We start from the raw sequence: 19,500 nt of genomic DNA on the forward strand, positions 1-19,500 counted from the left end.
CCTAAATATCCATTGACTAAGCCTATCGATTGGCAACAACAAGCTGAGAAATTCCTGCTAGGAGGCAATTACCCTCAAGCACAGAATTTGTATGAGCAGGCAATTGAAGCGGAGCCGGACATCAAGTCTCATTACTGGCATTTGGGATTGATGTTGCTGTTGCAGGGGCAAGAGGCAGAAGCTCAGACGACTTGGCTACTAGGCATGGCGGAGGGGGAGCCAGAACAGGTTGAAATTTGGACAGCCGAATTGTTGCTGGTGCTGCAAAAAGAAGCGGATCGGCAAGTAACTCTCGAAAACTATGCAATGGCTTGGACAATCCGCCAACACATTAGGGAAATTACGCCAGATGACATTAATAACCTGTTGCATTTGATTGGTTTGTCTATCCTGCTTGAGAATTATAGGGGAGATGAATTAAGTGCTTTAGGCGTGATAGAACTGTTAGAGCGGCAGCTATTAATACCATTAGATTTGGACCTATTGATGCAAGTGTTGAAGAGTGTTTTAGATTATGCTCCTTTTCACCCATCATCCCTAGCATTTGCATCGGCCTCTGTAGCTCATATCCGCGAGTTGGAAGTCTTTGTTCATTTGATAGTCATAACGTCTATAAATATTGCTAACTCGTCGCCACCTTTAGCAGCTCGTTTTCTTGAAATCTGTCGTCGTTTAGATCCTGAAAGTCTGGAACCTAGTCATCGGTTGAGTTTTTTGCATCATTTGGCTAGTTTTTACCAAAACGCTCGACAATATGCTCAAGGTATAGAAGTAGCAAAGTTGTGCTACTCTTTGGCCGAGGAACTATACGATAAAGTTTGTGCTAATCATAAAGTTTTGCGCGGGTTAATGGGGGCTGTTGGCTATTGGGAAGAGGTATGTTTGCTGATTGAGCAGCATAAATCCCAGCTAGAAATGCTGATAGCTCAACAGCCCAGATCCTTGAGTTCCTACACCGTTGTCAGTCTGTTTACTAGCACCTTCTTTTTTCCCTACTTGCAGGATCAGGCCAGAAATAATAGACAAATTCAAAATCAAGTTGCAGCGCTATGCCAAGCTAATATTGAAGTTTATGGTAAGGAACAGGTAGAGCGCTACCGAAAGCGCCATTTAGTTAATAAAAGCAGCGGTGTTGCATCCAAAAAGTTGAAAATAGGCTATCTATCTCATTGCTTCGGAATGCACTCTGTGGGCTGGTTAGCGCGATGGTTGTTTCAGTATCACGATCGCGATCGTTTTCAAATCAATGCCTATTTTATGGCTTATAGAAAAAAGCCGATATATGACTCGTTAGAAGACTGGTATAGTCAGCAGGCCGATCGGGCTTTTCAAGGCAGTTTCTATCCCTTTGAAATGGCAGATCAAATATCTCAAGATGAGGTTGATATTTTAATTGATTTAGATAGTACAACCTTAGATTTGAATTGCGAGGTGTTGGGACTTAAACCTGCACCTATTCAAGTTACTTGGCTAGGTTGGGATGCTTCAGGATTACCTGCTATTGATTACTTCATTGCCGATCCTTATGTTTTACCCGAGTCGGCCCAGGACTATTACAGCGAAAAAATTTGGCGCTTACCCCATACTTATATAGGTGTGGATGGTTTTGAGATGGATGTACCCACTCTGCGACGCGAGGATTTGAGTATTCCCAGTGATGCTGTTGTATATATGAGTTCTCAAGTAGGCTACAAAAGGCATCCAGATACGGCGCGACTACAGATGAAAATTGTGGCTGAAGTTCCTAATAGTTACTTCTTAATTAAGGGTGGGGCTGGGGAAGAATCGCTTAAAAGTTTCTTTAATCAGTTAGCGGAAGAAGAGAGTGTGAAGATCGATAGATTGCGATTTTTGCCGCAAGATCCTACAGAAGCGATTCACCGAGCTAATTTAGGAATTGCTGATGTTGTGCTGGATACTTATCCTTATAACGGTGCTACAACTACTCTCGAAACTCTCTGGATGTGTATCCCTCTTGTGACGCGAGTAGGTGAACAATTTTCTGCACGAAATAGTTACACAATGATGATGAATGTGGGAGTAATGGAGGGGATTGCTTGGAGTGACGATCAATATGTGGACTGGGGGGTTAGGCTGGGTAAAGATGCGGTTTTGCGACAACAAGTTAGCTGGAAACTGCGCCAGTCTAGGCTAACTTCTCCTCTTTGGAATGGCAAGCAGTTTGCCCGTGAGATGGAGAATGCTTATGAGCAAATGTGGCAGATATATCTGGAGAAGAGTTAGTTGAGCAAGGTAATTGAGCGTGAAAATATCTGATTCTATTAGCTTTTTCCGAAAATATAGTTATCTAAGTGTATTCCTGTTTATATTAATATTTTGGTTTTTCATTTTGAGCGCAAGTGGTTCGTTGTTTTCGGGATACCACTTTACTGATGACCATGAAATTACTCATATTAACTATAATTTAACTGTTCAAAAACTGGGTATTTTTCAAGTAAGTAGTCAATGGATTCACAATGATTTGCTAACTGGAAGGTTCCGACCTTTTTATTATGTTCATAGAATTCTGGCAACAAGATTACTAGGAGTTAACTTTGGGTGGTGGTCATTTTATACGGGAATGTTAGGGGTTTTGACTACTTTTTTTCTATTTATATTTGGTCAAATGATAAGATTTTCCATAAGTGAGGCACTACTATTTTCATTTTTAACAACGTTAGGGGCACAATCAGCAATATGGTGGCAACTTGGGCCTGCAGAAACAATAGGTACATTCTTGCTAGCGGCGGCTTTAGTATTTGCCGCAATGAGTGAGATATCTAGTAAATATAAAAGTTTATATGAAATTTTATTTGTTTTTTTAGTTTTAATAATGTCTTTGTCCAAAGAAAGTTTTATCCTTGTGATTCCAGCTATAGCTTTGATAAAAGTATGGCTGTCTTATCATCTCAAAACTTTGGCATGGCATGAATCTCTTAAGAAAAATAGTTTATCTATATTTATTTTAGGCTTATTTTTTACCGTTGAGCTTTTATTAGTAAAATTTTATATTGGGCTAAATCCTGAGATTGGATATGCTGGTGTGGAGGGATTTAGTATTTCCAGAACCATCAGTGCTACTCAAAATTTAAGCCAGGCTGGTTATTGGTGGATAATATTAGCCTGCTTCATAGGAATTAGGTTAATGATTAAACCCCCTTATTCTCAATCCTTACCTCAGATTTTAAACGTTTTATATTTTCATATTATTTTACTTTGCTTAGTTGCAGTACCTCAAGTATTGCTTTATGCTAAGTCGGGAATTGTTCAACGATACATATTGCCCGGAATTTTAGGTTATTCTTTTTTAATAATAAGTCTCTACAATTATCTGAATAAAAATTATCAAGTTGCAGCTAAGTTAATTTTATTATTAATTATGATTGCTTTAAGTTTTAACTTTACTGTAGCTTGGGATGCTGCTCATACTTTTGCTAAGGAAGGGAAATCTACCAATGCTTTACTGCGAACAATAGAAGCCAGGACTAAGGTAAACGATCGAATTTTAATTGTTTCAAACCCTCATCTTTCCTATGAATGGAGTTTGTCAATCAAGAAATATCTTAATTATGTATCAAATAGAAATAATTTATGTTTTCACAGCTATGTGAACAAAAATAATTTCTTCTTTCAAAAAGTTGAAAGCTTTTATGAGCATCAAAATCTGGAGCGCGTTCAAAATAAAAATGATGTCCAATGCGTTGTGCTTTTCCCATACCAAAAGGATATATTTTTACGTAACTCATCTTGGTTTCTAAGGAATAAGTTTGAGGAGTATGAATTTGGGAATTTTAATCGAAACTTAAATAAAAATACTAAAATTTTCCTTTACTGTAAGAAGTAGATAGAAGTTTAAATTTAGGAATTGCCTATGTGTTATTGGATACTGCTCCTGAGAATGGTGCTACAACTTATATCCTATGGCGATAATATTAAAGTTTTCTCGCCGCACCTCTAAATTGCGGAAACCAGCTTGCTGCATTTTTCCCTCAAGGCTCTGGGCTGTGAATGCTGTATGGTGAGCCATGTAGTAATTGCCAGTAGAAATTGCTTTCCTAAGACCATAAAAAATATCAATCGCAGCAATCGGGCCAGCAGGAGAAATATACAAAGGAGATTCTTCTAAGTTGCCCTTAGCTACTGCCTCAGCTACTATCTCGATATCTGGCACAAGAATCATGGCAAAGCCTTCTGGCTTTAAAACGCGGTGAAATTCTGCTAAAACAAGCGGTACTTGATGATAATAAACGTGCTCCACATTGTGGGATGAATAGAGGGCATCAACTGACTCGCTAGGTACAGCACTCATATCTATAATTGAGCCAATGATATCCGGCCTAACAGCCGGGTCAATATCCAGTCGCACCTCTTGCCATTCATTGGTAGGAAAGGTTTCAGGTAAACTATTTGGATAATAAGGCCCACAGCCAACATGAAGTATCTTCTTAAGTGAGCTATTTTGGAATAGAGCTTTTGGCAATGCCGAGGTTACTGTTTCTTGTTGCTTTAACCTTTCTTGCACAACTTGTTTATAGAATTGCTCAAGAGCATTAACACAGGTTTTGTCTTCATAAAGATTAGTGTGACGCTCACTCATCTGCTGCGAAATATTCCGTCGCCATTGCGGGTCTAATCCCAACTTAACCGCAATTTCAATATAGTCAGCTTCATTTTGGGCAATAGTATCTGTCACCTCCAACATTTTCAGGATTCCATAGGACTGACGACCTCGCATGAATTCACCCGGAGAAGTCACAATAGGTAAATTACAGGCAACAGCATCAAAAGTGGTATGACCCCCAGAAAAACTTAAGGTATCCAGAAAAACATCTGAATTTAACAGGAGACTGGTATAACTTTCCCAGTTTTGGCTGGGCAAAAATACACAGTAATCCTCGCTATTCAAATTAACTTCAGCAAAAGCTTTCTGTAACCGCTGGCGAAATTTTGTTTCGAGAGTTTTAGAGGCCTCATTAGATATCTTCGATCTAAATACAAATACAAGCTGAGCTTCAGGAACTCGGCGAACTATTTCGACAAAAATATAATCGTACTGCGGTAAATATTTCACACTTAATTGACAAGATAGATAGATAACAGCATTATTCCGAAGGCGAAAATCAGAACGAGTTTTAGTTACTTCTGGAATCAAGGGTTTAGGATAGGAAATTCCCAAATTGGGTAGCCGAACTAACTGTTCAGTATAGTGTTCTTGGGCATTGTCTGGTTCAAGCAAGTCACCCGATAAGAAGTAATCAATGGTTGGTAGTCCAGAGGTCACAGGATGCCCCCAGGCAGTACATTGAATTGGAGCCAAACGCAGGGATGCCAATTGGGTTGTAGGGGCCCACAGCCCAATGGCTAAAAATACTAGGATATGCAATTGGTCTTTAAATATTTGCTGACAAGTCGCTTCTAAGTTGTCAGGTATGTAATAAAAAACATCACTTGATAACCTAATTTGTTGAGTGGTAGAATCTTTACCTACGTAGGAAGCTGTATGGTAACAGAAAATTTCAAATTTGTCTCTGTCGCAATCTTTTAGCCACCCTAACATCCATTTAGCTGCACTGGTATTACCAATTGCATCAGAAATATAGCCAATCCGAATTTTGCCATTGTTTGCAATCCGCGGCATCTGTACAGGATTTACCCATGCAGGATAGTTAGATGCCATAATTTTATGAATAAACTTGCCGTACTTTTCTTGTAATTCTCGGTCATTTTTACCTTGATAAGATAGGTAAAAATTTACATGGCTGCTCGTAGCGACTAAGGCACTTTTTCTATCTTCTGCACTGTCTAGCTTAATTCTATTGATGACATTTTGCAGTCCTTGAATGAATTGCTGACGTGAAAATACTATTTGTTCATAATTTTCATAAAATGATGGCAATATCAATTGGTTTATAATGTAAATAGAGAAGTCATCTGGGTTACAAATTGATGCTTCTTGTGCACTTGCAATTGCTTCTTGAATATAACCATTTTCATTCAAAATATTAATCCTTAGGCGGTAAAATGCTGTCTCATTAGGATAATGCCTAATGCCTTTTTGAATAATATTCAGACTTTCTTTTACCCGGTTTATTTGATTTAAAGCACTTGCCAGAAAAAGATAATTATTGGGTTCTATATATTGATTAGTCTCTAATAAAGCTTGAAAATATTGTACAGTTTCTTCATAATTACCTTGTCGATAGCAAGAATAACCAAAATAACTCAAGGATAAGGCTTTTTCTCCTTTAGCTTCATACGCTAATCCTAAATTATTAAGAATGTCAGGATCGCGAGGCTTGAGAGTCAAAGCTTTTAGATAAAACTCAATCGCTTCATCCCAATTGCTATTAATCATAAGCAAGTTGCCTAAATTTTGATAGCTGCCAAAATCATCTGAATTTTCTTGAATTGCTTGACGATAGATATTCTCTGATTCTTGAATTTGTCCTATTTTAAGCAAAATATTGCCAAGATTATTATAAGCGTCAATATGTTTGGGATTAAGATCAATCGTCTGTCGATAAGCCTCAATTGCTTGCTGATAATGAGAGGCTTTTTCTAAAGCTAAGCCCAAGCTATAAGAAACCATAGATTTTGAGGGATCAAGTTCCAAAGATTTGGCAAGGGTATCAATTGCTGCTTGATATCTTTCAGTCTGATAATAAATAATTCCCAAATTCATCCAAGCAGCAGCATTATTGCTTTCATAAAGCAATATTAATTTATACTTTTTCTCCGCCTCCCCATATCTATGACCATGAGTTAATAATGCGGCTTCTGTGAATAGACCACTGACTGATTCTTTATGCTGCTCTAACTGAGTTTTTCTCAGAGTTTCAATGACAGATTGAGTATTGGAACTATATTTAAAATCTGGATCATTATGAATTCTATCTTTGTCCCAACTGAAAATAGAGATGCCATTCCAAAACGTCTCCTCAAAGAATTTTGATGTTTGCAAATTAAGGACAAGTTGATATTGAGGATTAGTTAATGTAAAATCTAAGATAGCCTGCTGAACTTGGTCTGAGTTAGCATTACCTAAAACAATTAGGGCTTTGTCTGCCAGAAAAGGCTTTACTAAAAGTAACCCTAATATTTGAGAACGGTAGTCATAACTAGCATCATAAAAATAAACACCAATTTTTTCATCCAGTCCTATCTTTTGCAGTTCCCCAAAAAACTCCTCAAAGTCTTGATTACAAAAAAATACTTGCTCCTCTAGATTAAATTCAGATAAACTATTGGTCAATCTTTCTAAGTTTTGACCTGAATCGTCAAATTCAGAGAAATTATCTATGGCATAAGCCATACAATCTGGATGATTAAGGAGAGCACCGATTAAACTAGCACCCCGCAAGCAACCAATCTCACAATAGACTTCCTCTGGTTCCATGCAGTCTACTGCAAAGTTGAGCAATTGCATAATATTGGGGGTTGTCATTCCCTCTACTTGTTCAAGGATCTCCCTAAAGCGCAGAGATTTCGGCTGTACAGATGGGAGATTCCAGTTATTATAATAATTAGGAAGATGGTTGATAAATTTTTGAACGTCCATACAAATTTCATCCTTAATTTTAGATTATTTACTTGGCGAGGGTTCGCCTCTCTTTGCGATGGAAGAAAAAGTTACACTATTTTAGCTCCCATCCTCCTGATTCTAATGGAACAAGATTTTTGTTGCAAAAACTGTTGAGTTGAAATGATGGAATATTTGGTACTGCAATTTGAGCGATCGCCTCTTTATTCTCATTCTCCAAGACAATTATAGCATGAAGGAAAGGCACGAGCGCTTGCCACTGAATATCGTTCAAATGTCCGATCGGTACAATTTCTGGTCCATCGGAAACATCTAAATCTTCTGCCATAAGCAGATTCATGGCAATACTAGATAAAGCTAAATCTGCATCTCCGTCAGAAATGTTGGTGGTGTCTACCAGTAAAGTCATTTTACTTTTGTCTGGGTGAGTTGCGATCGCCCTAACCACTTCTACCAACTCTAAACCCAAAAACTCTTCTAATTTCGACCAATCGGGAAAAATAATTAAATTAATATCTTTCAAATTTAAATGAAATAGAGTAGCTTCAATCAAGGCTGAACTAACTGTTTTCGCCATCTTTGACCATGAAAAATTTTTCGCTTGTTCCAGCCCCGCAGAAATCAACGAGTCGCGAACTTTTGGTTTTTGCACCTCGCAAAGTGCATCTGCTAGCCCATCAACATCATCATCATTCACGTATAAAGCTGCGGCTCCTGCAACTTCAGGAATAGAGGAATTAGGGCAAGTAATGACAGGGCAGGCACTGGCGATCGCTTCTAACACGGGCATCCCAAAACCTTCATACTTCGACGGATAAACCAGTGCGATCGCACCTGAATAAGCTAGTCTCAACTCTTCATCACTGAGTTGCAGCATATGCACTGTACTACCCCATGTAAAAGCTCTAAATTCTGGGCTTAATAATATGCCGCTACCCGTACAGACAATTTCAAAGCCTTGTCGGCTGTAAAGTTTAGCAAAAGCTTGGAAGAACAAATTTGCATTTTTATAGCCGCTTCCTGCACCGACCAAAAGAAAGTAAGGTTTAGATATACCGTACTTGGTTTTAAAACAATTAACTTCCTCTAGACTAGCGGGGGAGAAATTATTAGCAACTCCGCAATGAGCTACCGTTACCAAATTAGAAGGAATTTGCGGAAAGAACTTGACTAAATCAAAAGCTGTATTTTGGGAAATTGAAATGTAGGCAGATGCGTGCTGAATTCCACGATGTTTTTCTTGCCACATAGGTTCATCAAAGTTGGCGCCCAAAACTTCTGGAATCATATCATAGGCCATAAACACAGAAGGCGTTGAAAAAGGAGTTGTGTAGTAAGTAGAGATAAACAAATCAGCTCCCTCTTCGTCGCACAGTTGCTGGAGCATTTCGCGGTCTGCATCAGTGGTGTCGTAGTCATAGGGCGAGATGGTACGATATTTGATGCCAGGAATTTTTGGGGCGGTTCCAGCTCTATCTAAAACAACAATATACTTAGAAAAACTATCCTCTGCCCATTCTTGCAGCAACGATCGCCAGACACGGGCTATTCCCGTTTTATATAGTTGAAAAAATACACCATCAATGACTATTTTCAATTCTTTTATAACAGATATATTGCTGAGTGTCTCACCTCCTTCATCACTCCTGATGTAAATATTATCGCTATCATCTAGCTTACCAATTGCTTTTAAATAATCTCGTTCCAGTAATGATTCTTTCTTGATATCTTGAGTTGGATAACGCAGCACTCTTTCAAATATAAGTGGCGATATCTGCTTTTGTGTTAGCAGATGCAATGACGAACCATTAGAGTAGAGGTTAAGCTTAAATTTTTCAGCGATTATAGATAGAGCTTTAGTTGTATAGAGAGAGATGTGCTGTCCTTCTTGAAGGGCATAATACCACCATTCATTAGGTTTTGGGTTGGTGTCTGGCAGTAGTTCAGTGCTAAACAAAATATTTCTAGAAAAATCTAATATTCTTTCAATTTCTGTTAAAGGATTTACCAAATGTTCAAAGACTTCAAAAGCAGTAACTACCTCATAAACTTTATTTTCTGGTTTTTCTGCTAAAAACCCCTTAGCAAAAATATTCTCACAATACTTATCATGCCAATAAAAATTGAACCCCTTGTCTCTCATTGTCCGTACAAACAAACCATATCCTGCTCCATAATCTACGAACTTAGCATTGTGATTAAAAAGATTGTAAATTAAATTTTCAGTTACGTTTGACAAATGTGTATTTCTGTATACTAAACCTACGTCGCTATTAGCTATTGGTTCAGAATAGGCTTCTTCTAACCAGAAGGGATCTTCAGTTTGAACAAAACCGCAATTTGCACATTGAAAATAATCAACATCATATTTTTCTAAGATTCTCGCACTAGCAAACTTGGGCGACTCTGATTGACAAATCTTGCATATCATAATTACTCTTCTCCGTTAATTAAATTACTGCAACGCTAAAACTCTGTCACCAAATGTATTAGGAAACTTACTACTTAAACTCCCACCTACCTGCATCTGACTCAACAGCTTTTCTGAAATTAAAACTGTCTAGCGTAAATGTAGGAAGATTTGCTGATCCACAATAATCTGCGATCGCTCTTTGATTTTCATTCTCCAAACAGATGCGAGCTAGGATTCGAGGTCGCAAAGCTTCCCATTGCAATTTACTTGGCATTTCAATTATCGAAAATTCGGGATTTTTGCTAACATCTAAGTTTTCCTGCATCAAAATATTCATAGTCACATCAGCTAGAATGTAATTTGCTTCTTCTTCATAAATAGTGCTACATATTATTAAATTTATCAGACTTTTATCTGGATGTTTTAAAACAATTCTAGCAATTTTATCAAGTTCCGAATATAGCAACTCTTCCTGATTACTATCAGGAAAAACTATTAAGTTAATGTTTCTCAGTTTTGATAACACCAGTACAAACCTATCTTCCCGCAATTCTGCATAATTAATTCTCTGAGTGTCAACAGGTTGGTAGTAATTTATCGGAGTTGCCATAATATCTGGGTTAATATAAAACTGTTCTTCCAGCTTAGTAAGTTCTATTATAGCTATGGCATTTGCACAAGGATAAGGATAGTTATATTCAATATTTACTAAACTTTCTGCTTTTTCCTCTACCCAGATTTCCCTTGGATTGCTAGTTGCCATATCCATATCTAAAATTCTCATAAAACTGTGAGAAATAGCTTTTTCAGGAATTTGATATTTAGTTACCAATATATCTAAATACTCTTGATTAAATTGAATGAACCATCCACAATCAAGGAGCTTTCCAAAAGGAACCGTGATTAATGCTTTGCCTCCTACTGACAACAAGTCATAAATTTTGGCAATCGCTTTCAGGGGCGCTTCCCTGTCGCGAATTTGAATCTGCTCGCCATAGGCTTGTGAAGACGGTTCAATTCCTTGTCCTATGTGTTCGATAGTAGAAATTGAAACTATAACATCGTACTTTTCCTCAGAGGGAATCTCCATAAAATCTACATTGTCTACACCTAGAGCAACTTCAAATTTATCGACTATGCGCCTTGGTCTAATGCCAATATATTCGCTTAATGAGTTTTCATAGTGAGAGAGGGTATTGCCAACTTCCAGAATATTATCTTTCTTTTCTAAAGTTGCCAAAAAAATCAAAGCAATTGGAATTTCAATAGCTCGCTCGCCAGTATTATTATACCCAATGCGATTGTACGGAAGATGTTTTCCTTTGTAAATAAAAGTAGGTTTCCAGTTTCTAACCAGAGTAGTTTCTAAGTCTGGAATTATTGGCTCGCTAGTATTCGGAATGTATCTTTCATCAAGACTTATGTATTCTCGAAGTCTAGCAACTATCGGTAGCGATTCTAGCCCTTGTTTCGTTATTTCGGGAATTTCACCCATACTCTCAATGATATTATTGGCAAAGTTATAGTTTGGATCGCGACCGTGATTTAAGGTCAGATACTCAAGAATTTCTAGGGCATAATCAGGAAATTTCATTACGTCAGCCAGACAAGCTAGCTTTAGCAGTTTTTCAGGTGTTTTTAAGCTAGGACTCAAATCCGATCGCATCAAATCGCGAAAATAAAAAGCGTCTGACCAAATTAAAGCCCCTGGATGGCTTTGTGATACGACTGGGATTTCGCGGCGTCGATCTCGATACATACTCCCAAAGTCAAACAGTGTCAGCCCTTGATTTCTGAGATAAATATCTACATCGCTAAATAAAGGTTGACCTGTATATATCTCGGTGAACTCAACTTCGGTCATTACTCCCAATACACTATTATTTAATATACCATCAGCTCCTTGTAAAACATTAAGCTCTCCTCCGTGAACGTCTAGGTGGAGAAAATCTATTTCTTTGATACCTTCAGCTTTACAAAAATTTTCTAAAGTGGTAGTGGATAAATCAACTGTAGACTTTATTTCTATCAGTTCTGAATTTCCGGAAAAGCGCTTGATATACTCTTCACTGGGGGCATATAAAGAACTGGATCCCGGATATTTAGTTATATAAAGTGTGGCTTTTCCTTCTGTATTGCTAAGAGCTAAGGGAATATGTTTTTCCTTCCAATTTACTTTTCTAGCTGCTAGGTCAGCATTAGCTCGTTCGCAAGCTTCTACATCTGCATCAAATCCATAAATAGTTAAGTTAGGGGCAAAAATATCCCAGTTGTGGCGGGCATAATCATCCTCATTTTCAATTTGGCGAGAACCAGCAATACATATGGTGATGTGAACTTGATCTAAATGACCGCTTTTTTTTAAACTTGGGAGGAAGAACATAAAAATAATTTTTGTTTGGTAAAATCATCGTAACTCGCCTTTGTTTCGATTTGGGCTTTACCGATAGCCCTTTCCGCTACTACTTCCCCTTCGCTTGCCCCAACAGCGCCTTATAATCCGATCGCCCGGGATTTAGCTTCACCAACTTCTCCAAAGGCTCGATCGCCCCCACCTTATTATTCATCTGCAACCGCACATTTGCCAAGCCTTCCAGAGCCGTCTGATTCTGCGGTTCCCGCTGCAAAACCGTCTGATATCCCCGTTCCTGCGCCGCCAGCAAAGATTCCTGAGACACAGCAGCAGCCGCCGGTTTTTGTTGGTGCTGGCTGCTCAAACCGCTGCTGAACAGACTGAAAATACCAAAAATCGCAGAACCACCAAACGAAACCATTGATACTAACGCAACAACCTGCTTAATTCGATCGCTTCTATGAACCCGACTATCACTAGATTTTTTATGTATACTTTCCATTGTTAACTCTTGGCTTCGCTGTTTTCCCGGTACTCGCACTCGCACCTATCTCTAGATTGCCCAAGTTCGATCGCAAAACGATCGCCCTTGGCCCTTTAAAATTTGAGACCAATTCTCGCCCACTACACTAAACCTGAGATTTGTCAAGGATATTTAGGTGAAAATAACACGCGGGCGATCGAGATCTATGAAGCGCGATCGCACCCTGACTTTTTAGCCGTTACTCTCAGGCAATTGGCAAAACCGATATCGGTAACGCGCTAGCAAAGATTCGAGTTCAGCAGCACGCTGGCGTTCGGATTCTAGTGCTGAGGGTAATTCATCAGGAAGCAATAATTTTTATCCATTATCTTTCAGATAAAAACAGATGAGTTTTTCACGTATGTCTAAACGCCGTTGCAGCACTTCACGGCGATTTTTAGTAATTAATTGATAGCTATATTCCTGTTGGTAGTATTGAGATCGATCGCTCTTTTGAATTCCTTAATGGCCTCAACATGACTCGGCATATTAACACACCTGACGAGTAAACTTATATCGAGTTCTGGGAGCAATTGGGAACTCGCAATCTCTTCGTATCCTTGCTGTCGGAGAGCATACAGAGACAGTCGGCTGTTTTCCCAAAACCAGACTTCAGGGATTTGTCGCCTTTTGTAAGCCTCTAGCTTATCAATTCCGCCGCTAGTGACGACTACTTCGATCGCTAAATCTGGACGTTATCTATCAGCACCCAATTCGTAAGAATTGTCGGCTTCACACTTCACCAGTCGCGATTCATTTTCTAAAGTCAATGAACCCGTTGGAGTGTAATCTAATCCTGCTTTTAGCAAATAATTTTCCAGTAAAGCACCACTTCGCTCTTTCGCTGTTTCGTGTTTTCTTCCAGGCATTTTCTGAATCTCCAGTATCCCATCTAAAAATGACAGCCGAACCCCTGGAATATCCAGCATCGGTTCTAAGGTTTTGAATTGTTCCCATGTTAACCCTGGAAATAGCAACGGCAGATCTAATTTCTCTTCTAATGTTGTTGCATTCATGCCCATCGCTCCTTAATTGTGGTTATTTTTAATCTAAAACGCCCTTGCTGACTCGATTGTGCAATCAAAATGGGATTGGATTAAGGGCCGAAAGGTCGATCGACCTTTCACACCTTCAAATGCCATCAGGATCGATGCCTTGGCTTCTCAAGTATGCCATTAGTCGATCGGCCCTCTGGCGTTCCTCTTCGGCCCTCTGTCGTTCCTGTTCCACCCGTTCGGCACCCCACAGCAGCAAATTGCCATTCTCATCCCACCAGCGCAACCAATAACCGGTTCTCTGAGATTTTTCACCTTCCCAAACCCCCAGAAATACGCCCATTGATTCTATCCAGAATCGCTGATTAGCATCCAGTTCTTGCAATTCGTATTCTCCCGATGTCGAGAGTCTGTACACTTCCAATACTCCCGATTTCGGTTCAAAAACTACATAAATCGGTACTTGCAAAATTCGCTCGTAAAACCGCCATTTTCCGTAAAGCTTCTCGCAGAGCGGCGGCTAAAAGTGGTTGGTCGATGTTTTCCACGGGATCGTCGGGTAATTTAAAGTCATCTGGCAATTTTTCCCAAGTTAGAGTATACTGAGTTTTGGTTGCGTCCGGTTTCGATAATGTTTGCGTCATTGCTTTTCCTTGTTTAGATTGAAAGAGTTTTTTGTTAATAGGATTTGGTCAATAACTTTAAGTCGGGGGTGCGGACTGCACACCTTACTAACTATAAGGTACGCAATGCGCACCTTACCCCTGTTTAACCCAGAGAATGCAGAGTTAAGAAACATATAAACTCGCAAATGTTGCAATAATTGCGGTTATTCAATGATACCATGTTTTAAGGGGTATTTTATGGAGCAACTTGTTCTACTGATCTTGCAGTTTGAGAAGGTATAACAGGCAATTTGGGCTGTTTTTGCAAGCGAGGAAATCCAGGCTCTACTGATTTATTTTTGGCAGGTGTACTTACATTTATTTTATCATAAAGAGGAGCTAATGTTTGGGTAACTTTAACTTGCTGTCGCAGTTGTTCCGTCGAACCCAACAAACCTCCTAATCCGTTGAATAACCTGCGAATATTGTTGCGGAAAGCCGGATCTCCGGTCAAATCATCTACGTCGGAAGTAATTTTTTGGACGTTCTGAAATGTAGCTCGTGCAGAATCTAGAGTTTGCTGCAATAATAGCAAAGTTGCCGGATTGTTTACCTGGCTGGATAAATCTCGCAAATTACCAGAAGCTTGGGCAGCATTCGCTGATAAAACTTCTAAATTGTTCAGCAATTGTCCTTGGTTGATTCGATTAATTGTTGGACTAAAACTGCTGACAGCTACCCGCAGTTCTTGACTGCTTTGATTGATGTTATTCAGAGTTGAGACTAAACTGGCGCGGTTGGTTGATACTAAAGAATTGAGTTGGTTGGCTGTTAATGTAACTTGATTGGCTGCTTGAGTTACTGAATTAGCAGAATTTATCGCAGCAGCAGATACGGCTTTTGTGGAAGTGTCGGCCGTAGCTGCTACTTTAGAAACATCAGTGGCGACTGCTGATATTTCCCCTTTTAGAGATTGATTTAAAGTGCTGGCTTCTCCCTTTAATGATTGATTTAAACTACTGGCTTCTCCTTTTAACGATTGATTTAAACTTGCTATTTCGCTTTTTACCGATTGATTTAAGCTCCCAATTTCTCCCCTTACATCTTGATTTAAGTTTTTTATTTCGGCTTGAGCAGTTTGAGTTAAATTCGATAAATCTTGAGTGAGTTTAGCTGCGCCTTTAGCTGTGTTAGCTGTATTTTCTGTCAGGGATTTAATATTGTTGAACAGCGCGGGGTCGGTGTAGAAATTAGCTAGGCGGACTGTGGATCGAATCAGTTCGTCGATAGTGACTCCTGCTTGACCTTTTAAGCGCGAATTTTGGCAGATAATCTCTGCGGGACAGTCTGCACTAACGGGATTGGCGGTCAGTAACGATTCTGGCAAAATCGCGTTGGGGGTAATGTCGATCGACGATTCGCCAATTAAACCCGATTTATTCGCTTCGATCACCACATCCCGGGGAATCACTAAAGTACCGGGGGCAATTTCCAGCGTCACGTCTACGCCGTTGGAACCCGGTTTGAGGGCGGTAATTTTACCGACTGCAACCCCACGATATTTGATGGGCGTGCCTATTTGCATTCCTTGGGCGCTGCCAAATTCTACGGCGAATTTGTAGCTGCGGTTCCCTAGCTGTACGCCCCGCAGCCAGAGCACTAAGCCGCCAAATAAACCGATTCCTACTAAAATTAAGAACCCGACAGAACCTTCTCTTACAGTTCGCGATCGCATATTTTCTCCTCAGTCATTGGTCATTGGTCATTGGTTATTAGTCATTCATCATCGGTCATTTCAATCTAAAATCTAAAATCTAAAATCTAAAATTGGCTGACTATCCAAGCGCTTGAATTGGCCCAGTAACACTGCCGCTAAAAAATTGTCCGATCAGTAAATTATCTGTCGATGCAATATCGCTGACAGTTCCCTCCCACTGCACTTTGCCTCGATAGAGAAACACGATGCGATCGGCAGTGCGGCGGATGGTACTGTCTTGGTGAGTGACGATCGCATAAGTGCTGCAAACACCTTGGGCAGCCTGCAAGTCCCTGATTAAATCTTCAATTACCGTCGAAGCAATCGGATCTAAACCCGCCGTCGGTTCGTCGTACAGCAAAACCTCTGGATTATCCCTGTCATTATCAGGATTCGCCATGATAGCGCGGGCAAAACTTACCCGCTTCCTCATTCCCCCAGACAACTGCGCCGGATAGCGTTCGCCAATTCGCGGCAAACCCACCATCTCCAACTTTTCCTCAACCAATTCCCGAATGCGGCGGCGCGGCAGCTTAGAATGCTGGTAAAGTAAAAAACCGACATTCTCCTCCACCGTCAGCGAATCAAACAAAGCCGCTTGCTGAAAAACCATCCCAATTCCGATCGGATCTGCCACGTCGTCCACCCATCCGACCCTGCGCTGTCCCTGAACAAAAACCTCACCGGCATCCGGGGCCAACAAACCCGCAATTATCCGCAGAATCGTAGATTTCCCCGTCCCGGAAGGGCCAATAATTGCCAGGGCTTCTCCCCGATAAATCCTCAGATCGACTCGATCGAGGATCGGGTTCTGGCCGAAGGACTTACTTACTCCTTTGAGTTCGATTAGCGGCTCAGCCATAAGATGTTATCAATAAGTTGTCAGTCCTCAGTCCTCAGTCTAGCTAATGACTAATCATTAATGACTAACAACTAATGACTTAAATTGACTGCCAGAATCAAAACTCTCTTGTATTGTAAATTTGTCTGCTCGAGCTGTTCCCATACCTTTAAGACTAATTAACCATGTCAATTAGTTCATTTCCTAAAGCCCTCCGCGTCTTGGCTAAAGCCAAGCAGGTTTTTGCCCAATCCAGAAATCCTTACGCCCCTTCTTTGCGGAACGGGCGAGTTCACCAGTGGTTTAAGTGGTTAGCCCCCGGACTTTTAGTGAAACGGTGGCTGCTGATCAGTGCCAGCGGCGTGGTACTTGCCACTTTGGGTTTAGCGATTTGGACTGGGATGACTCCCATTTTCTTCTTATTGCAATTGTTGAGAAATTTTTTGGCGTGGATTGCGGAAGTTATTCCCAATTACGTGTCGGGGCCGATCATCATTGCTGCCGGGATTTTGTTAATTCTGTGGGGGCAAACTCGCAGTTTGAACTCTATTACTCAAGTGCTGATGCCCGAAGGGAATGAGGAATTGGTCGATCGACTCCTCAACCACCGCCGCTTGCACCGCGGCCCGAAAATTGTGGCAATTGGGGGCGGTACCGGTCTTTCTAATTTGCTCAGGGGATTGAAGGATTACAGTGCCAAAATCACTGCTATTGTCACGGTGGCGGATGATGGGGGGTCTTCGGGGCGGCTGCGGCGGGAAATAGGGGTATTGCCACCGGGAGACATTCGCAATTGTTTGGCGGCTTTGGCAGATGAGGAAAAGTTATTGACTGAGTTATTTCAATATCGCTTTCAGGCCGGTGACGGTTTGATGGGTCACAGTTTTGGGAATTTGTTTTTGACGGCGATGAGCGATATTGCTGGAGATTTGGAACAGGCGATCGCCGCGAGTTCTAAAGTTTTAGCCGTTAGGGGAGAGGTGCTGCCTGCTACTCTGAGCGACGTGTCTTTGTGGGCTGAACTGGCTGACGGCCGGAGGATTGAAGGGGAGTCCAGCATTACAAAAGCTAACGGAAAAATCCTCAAAATAGGCTGTACTCCTGCTCATCCTCCCGCATTACCTAGGGCTGTGGAAGGTCTTCGGGAAGCGGATTTTATTATTATTGGGCCGGGGAGTCTTTATACGAGTGTCATTCCGAATTTGTTGGTGCCGGAAATTGCTGATGCGATCGCCAACAGCGAAGTTCCGCGCATTTATGTTTGCAATATTATGACTCAGCCGGGGGAAACTGACGGATACAGTGTTGCAGACCACATTCGGGCGATCGACCGCGCTTGCGGCAGGCCGCTGTTCGATGCTGTAGTCGTTCAAGGAAAAGTCCCTTCTGCAAAGGCTTTGATACGCTATTCTCAGGAGAATTCTTATCCGGTTGTGCTCGATCGAGAAGCCGTAACGCAATTGGGGCGGCGAGTTGTCATCGCCAATGTCATGGATGAAGATGAAAATACGGGTTTAATTCGCCACAATTCTCAAAGGTTGGCGGGGATGTTGCTGCGTTGGTACGGCCGCGCCCAGAACATTTAAGCTGCTGACTGCTGAATGTTTACTGTTTACTGTTTACTAATGTTATTAGTTATTAGTTATTGGCTATTGGCAGCCACCAGCGAGTAACAAATAACAAATAACCAATAATAAATGATTCATGACTAATTATTGAAATGAAAACTTTGCTTCCCGATTCTGAGGCTACGCGCAAGTTTGGTGTTGCGTTAGGTCGATCGCTCCCCGCCGGCACTGTAATCTTATTACAAGGAGATTTAGGTGCGGGCAAAACTACCTTGGTTCAAGGCATCGCTGAAGGTTTAGGAATCTCAGACTCGATCGAAAGTCCTACTTTTACGCTAATTAACGAGTATTTTATAGGGCGAGTTCCGCTGTATCATCTAGATTTGTATCGACTGGAACCCGAAGAAGCGGAGGCTTTGCACTTAGAAAGTTATTGGGACGGGTTAGAAATGGATTTGGGAATTGTGGCGATCGAATGGGCGGAAAGATTGCAGTACAAACCCGAAAATTATTTGCAAATTTCTTTAAGTTATTTAGATAACGGGCGGCAAGCTGAAGTAATTGGTAATGGCGAGTTATTGGATTGGCAATGGGAAAAGTGAGAAAGGGCGATCGAACTTACTGCGGCGGGCGGTTGACTCGAATCAATTTACCTCTCAAATTTTCCTCACCAACAATAGCATCATTGATGCGTGTTGCCAACCTTTCTAGATTTTTATCGTCTGTACACACGATAATACCAGCATGATTTGGTTGTTGAGCGTGCAAGCGAATGAAATGCCGACGATTTTGCGTCATAACCGCCCGATCGTTATTCACAGCAAAGGCTCATTGCTCACAAGTTAAGCTAAAAACACTATTGTCAATGAGTAATCTTACTCATTTTTTACCTGTTGACCCAATTAA

At 40.7% G+C, this 19,500-nt stretch carries 14 protein-coding genes and 1 pseudogene; 5 read left to right on the forward strand and 10 right to left on the reverse strand.

Translation table 11 applies throughout. The annotated features are described in order from the left end of the window. Positions 1 to 12 precede the first annotated feature (12 nt). On the forward strand, positions 13 to 2,244 hold the full coding sequence (locus QUA53_RS18830; protein ID WP_333099104.1) for an O-linked N-acetylglucosamine transferase family protein: 2,232 nt from the start codon (positions 13 to 15) through the stop codon (positions 2,242 to 2,244). Positions 2,245 to 2,263: 19 nt separating this feature from the next. Further along, the gene (locus QUA53_RS18835; RefSeq protein ID WP_333099103.1) at positions 2,264 to 3,844 is read left to right on the forward strand and encodes a hypothetical protein; all 1,581 of its coding nucleotides are present in this window, start codon (positions 2,264 to 2,266) and stop codon (positions 3,842 to 3,844) included. Between the two features lie 60 nt (positions 3,845 to 3,904). On the opposite strand, the gene QUA53_RS18840 is transcribed toward QUA53_RS18835, so the two are convergent. The 4 genes from QUA53_RS18840 to QUA53_RS18855 all read right to left on the reverse strand — a co-directional run bounded on the left by QUA53_RS18840 (position 3,905) and on the right by QUA53_RS18855 (position 12,808). Continuing rightward, a complete protein-coding gene (locus tag QUA53_RS18840; RefSeq protein WP_333099102.1) occupies positions 3,905 to 7,558 on the reverse strand; it encodes an O-linked N-acetylglucosamine transferase family protein in 3,654 nt (1,217 codons plus the stop codon). 76 nt (positions 7,559 to 7,634) lie between these two features. After that, entirely contained in the window at positions 7,635 to 9,971 is a 2,337-nt protein-coding gene (locus QUA53_RS18845) for a methyltransferase domain-containing protein (RefSeq protein ID WP_333099100.1), read from the reverse strand. Positions 9,972 to 10,041: 70 nt separating this feature from the next. After that, positions 10,042 to 12,336: an FkbM family methyltransferase gene (locus QUA53_RS18850; protein ID WP_333099099.1), complete on the reverse strand. Its 2,295-nt coding sequence runs from the start codon at positions 12,334 to 12,336 to the stop codon at positions 10,042 to 10,044. Positions 12,337 to 12,415: 79 nt separating this feature from the next. Continuing rightward, positions 12,416 to 12,808 (reverse strand): tetratricopeptide repeat protein, encoded by a 393-nt coding sequence (locus QUA53_RS18855; RefSeq protein ID WP_333099098.1) that lies wholly within the window; start codon positions 12,806 to 12,808, stop codon positions 12,416 to 12,418. Positions 12,809 to 12,910: 102 nt separating this feature from the next. Between QUA53_RS18855 and QUA53_RS18860 the strand changes: the two genes are divergently transcribed. Further along, entirely contained in the window at positions 12,911 to 13,072 is a 162-nt protein-coding gene (locus QUA53_RS18860) for a hypothetical protein (RefSeq protein WP_333099096.1), read from the forward strand. 161 nt (positions 13,073 to 13,233) lie between these two features. Here QUA53_RS18860 and QUA53_RS18865 read toward each other — a convergent pair whose 3' ends face one another. The 5 genes and pseudogenes from QUA53_RS18865 to QUA53_RS18885 all read right to left on the reverse strand — a co-directional run bounded on the left by QUA53_RS18865 (position 13,234) and on the right by QUA53_RS18885 (position 17,047). Then, positions 13,234 to 13,509, reverse strand: coding sequence for a hypothetical protein (locus QUA53_RS18865; RefSeq protein ID WP_333099140.1), 276 nt, complete (start codon positions 13,507 to 13,509; stop codon positions 13,234 to 13,236). Positions 13,510 to 13,524: 15 nt separating this feature from the next. Then, a complete protein-coding gene (locus QUA53_RS18870; protein WP_333099095.1) occupies positions 13,525 to 13,845 on the reverse strand; it encodes a hypothetical protein in 321 nt (106 codons plus the stop codon). 115 nt (positions 13,846 to 13,960) lie between these two features. Further along, positions 13,961 to 14,468, reverse strand: a pseudogene (locus tag QUA53_RS18875) (Uma2 family endonuclease). A 217-nt stretch (positions 14,469 to 14,685) separates the two neighbouring features. Continuing rightward, entirely contained in the window at positions 14,686 to 16,164 is a 1,479-nt protein-coding gene (locus QUA53_RS18880) for an MlaD family protein (RefSeq protein ID WP_333099094.1), read from the reverse strand. A 100-nt stretch (positions 16,165 to 16,264) separates the two neighbouring features. Next, positions 16,265 to 17,047, reverse strand: a complete 783-nt coding sequence (locus QUA53_RS18885; RefSeq protein ID WP_333099092.1) for an ATP-binding cassette domain-containing protein — start codon at positions 17,045 to 17,047, stop codon at positions 16,265 to 16,267. Between the two features lie 164 nt (positions 17,048 to 17,211). On the opposite strand from QUA53_RS18885, the gene QUA53_RS18890 reads away from it, so the two are divergent. Together QUA53_RS18890 and tsaE are read left to right on the forward strand one after the other, a co-directional pair. After that, entirely contained in the window at positions 17,212 to 18,612 is a 1,401-nt protein-coding gene (locus QUA53_RS18890; protein ID WP_333099091.1) for a gluconeogenesis factor YvcK family protein, read from the forward strand. Positions 18,613 to 18,746: 134 nt separating this feature from the next. Further along, positions 18,747 to 19,196 (forward strand): tRNA (adenosine(37)-N6)-threonylcarbamoyltransferase complex ATPase subunit type 1 TsaE, encoded by a 450-nt coding sequence (gene tsaE / locus QUA53_RS18895; RefSeq protein ID WP_333099090.1) that lies wholly within the window; start codon positions 18,747 to 18,749, stop codon positions 19,194 to 19,196. Between the two features lie 16 nt (positions 19,197 to 19,212). Here the strand turns inward: tsaE and QUA53_RS18900 are convergent, their stop codons facing one another. After that, a complete protein-coding gene (locus tag QUA53_RS18900) occupies positions 19,213 to 19,413 on the reverse strand; it encodes a DUF5615 family PIN-like protein (protein ID WP_445304964.1) in 201 nt (66 codons plus the stop codon). Positions 19,414 to 19,500: the final 87 nt, after the last annotated feature.

Origin of the sequence: Microcoleus sp. Pol12B3 (assembly GCF_036701355.1) — a bacterium.
Lineage (GTDB): Bacteria > Cyanobacteriota > Cyanobacteriia > Cyanobacteriales > Microcoleaceae > Microcoleus.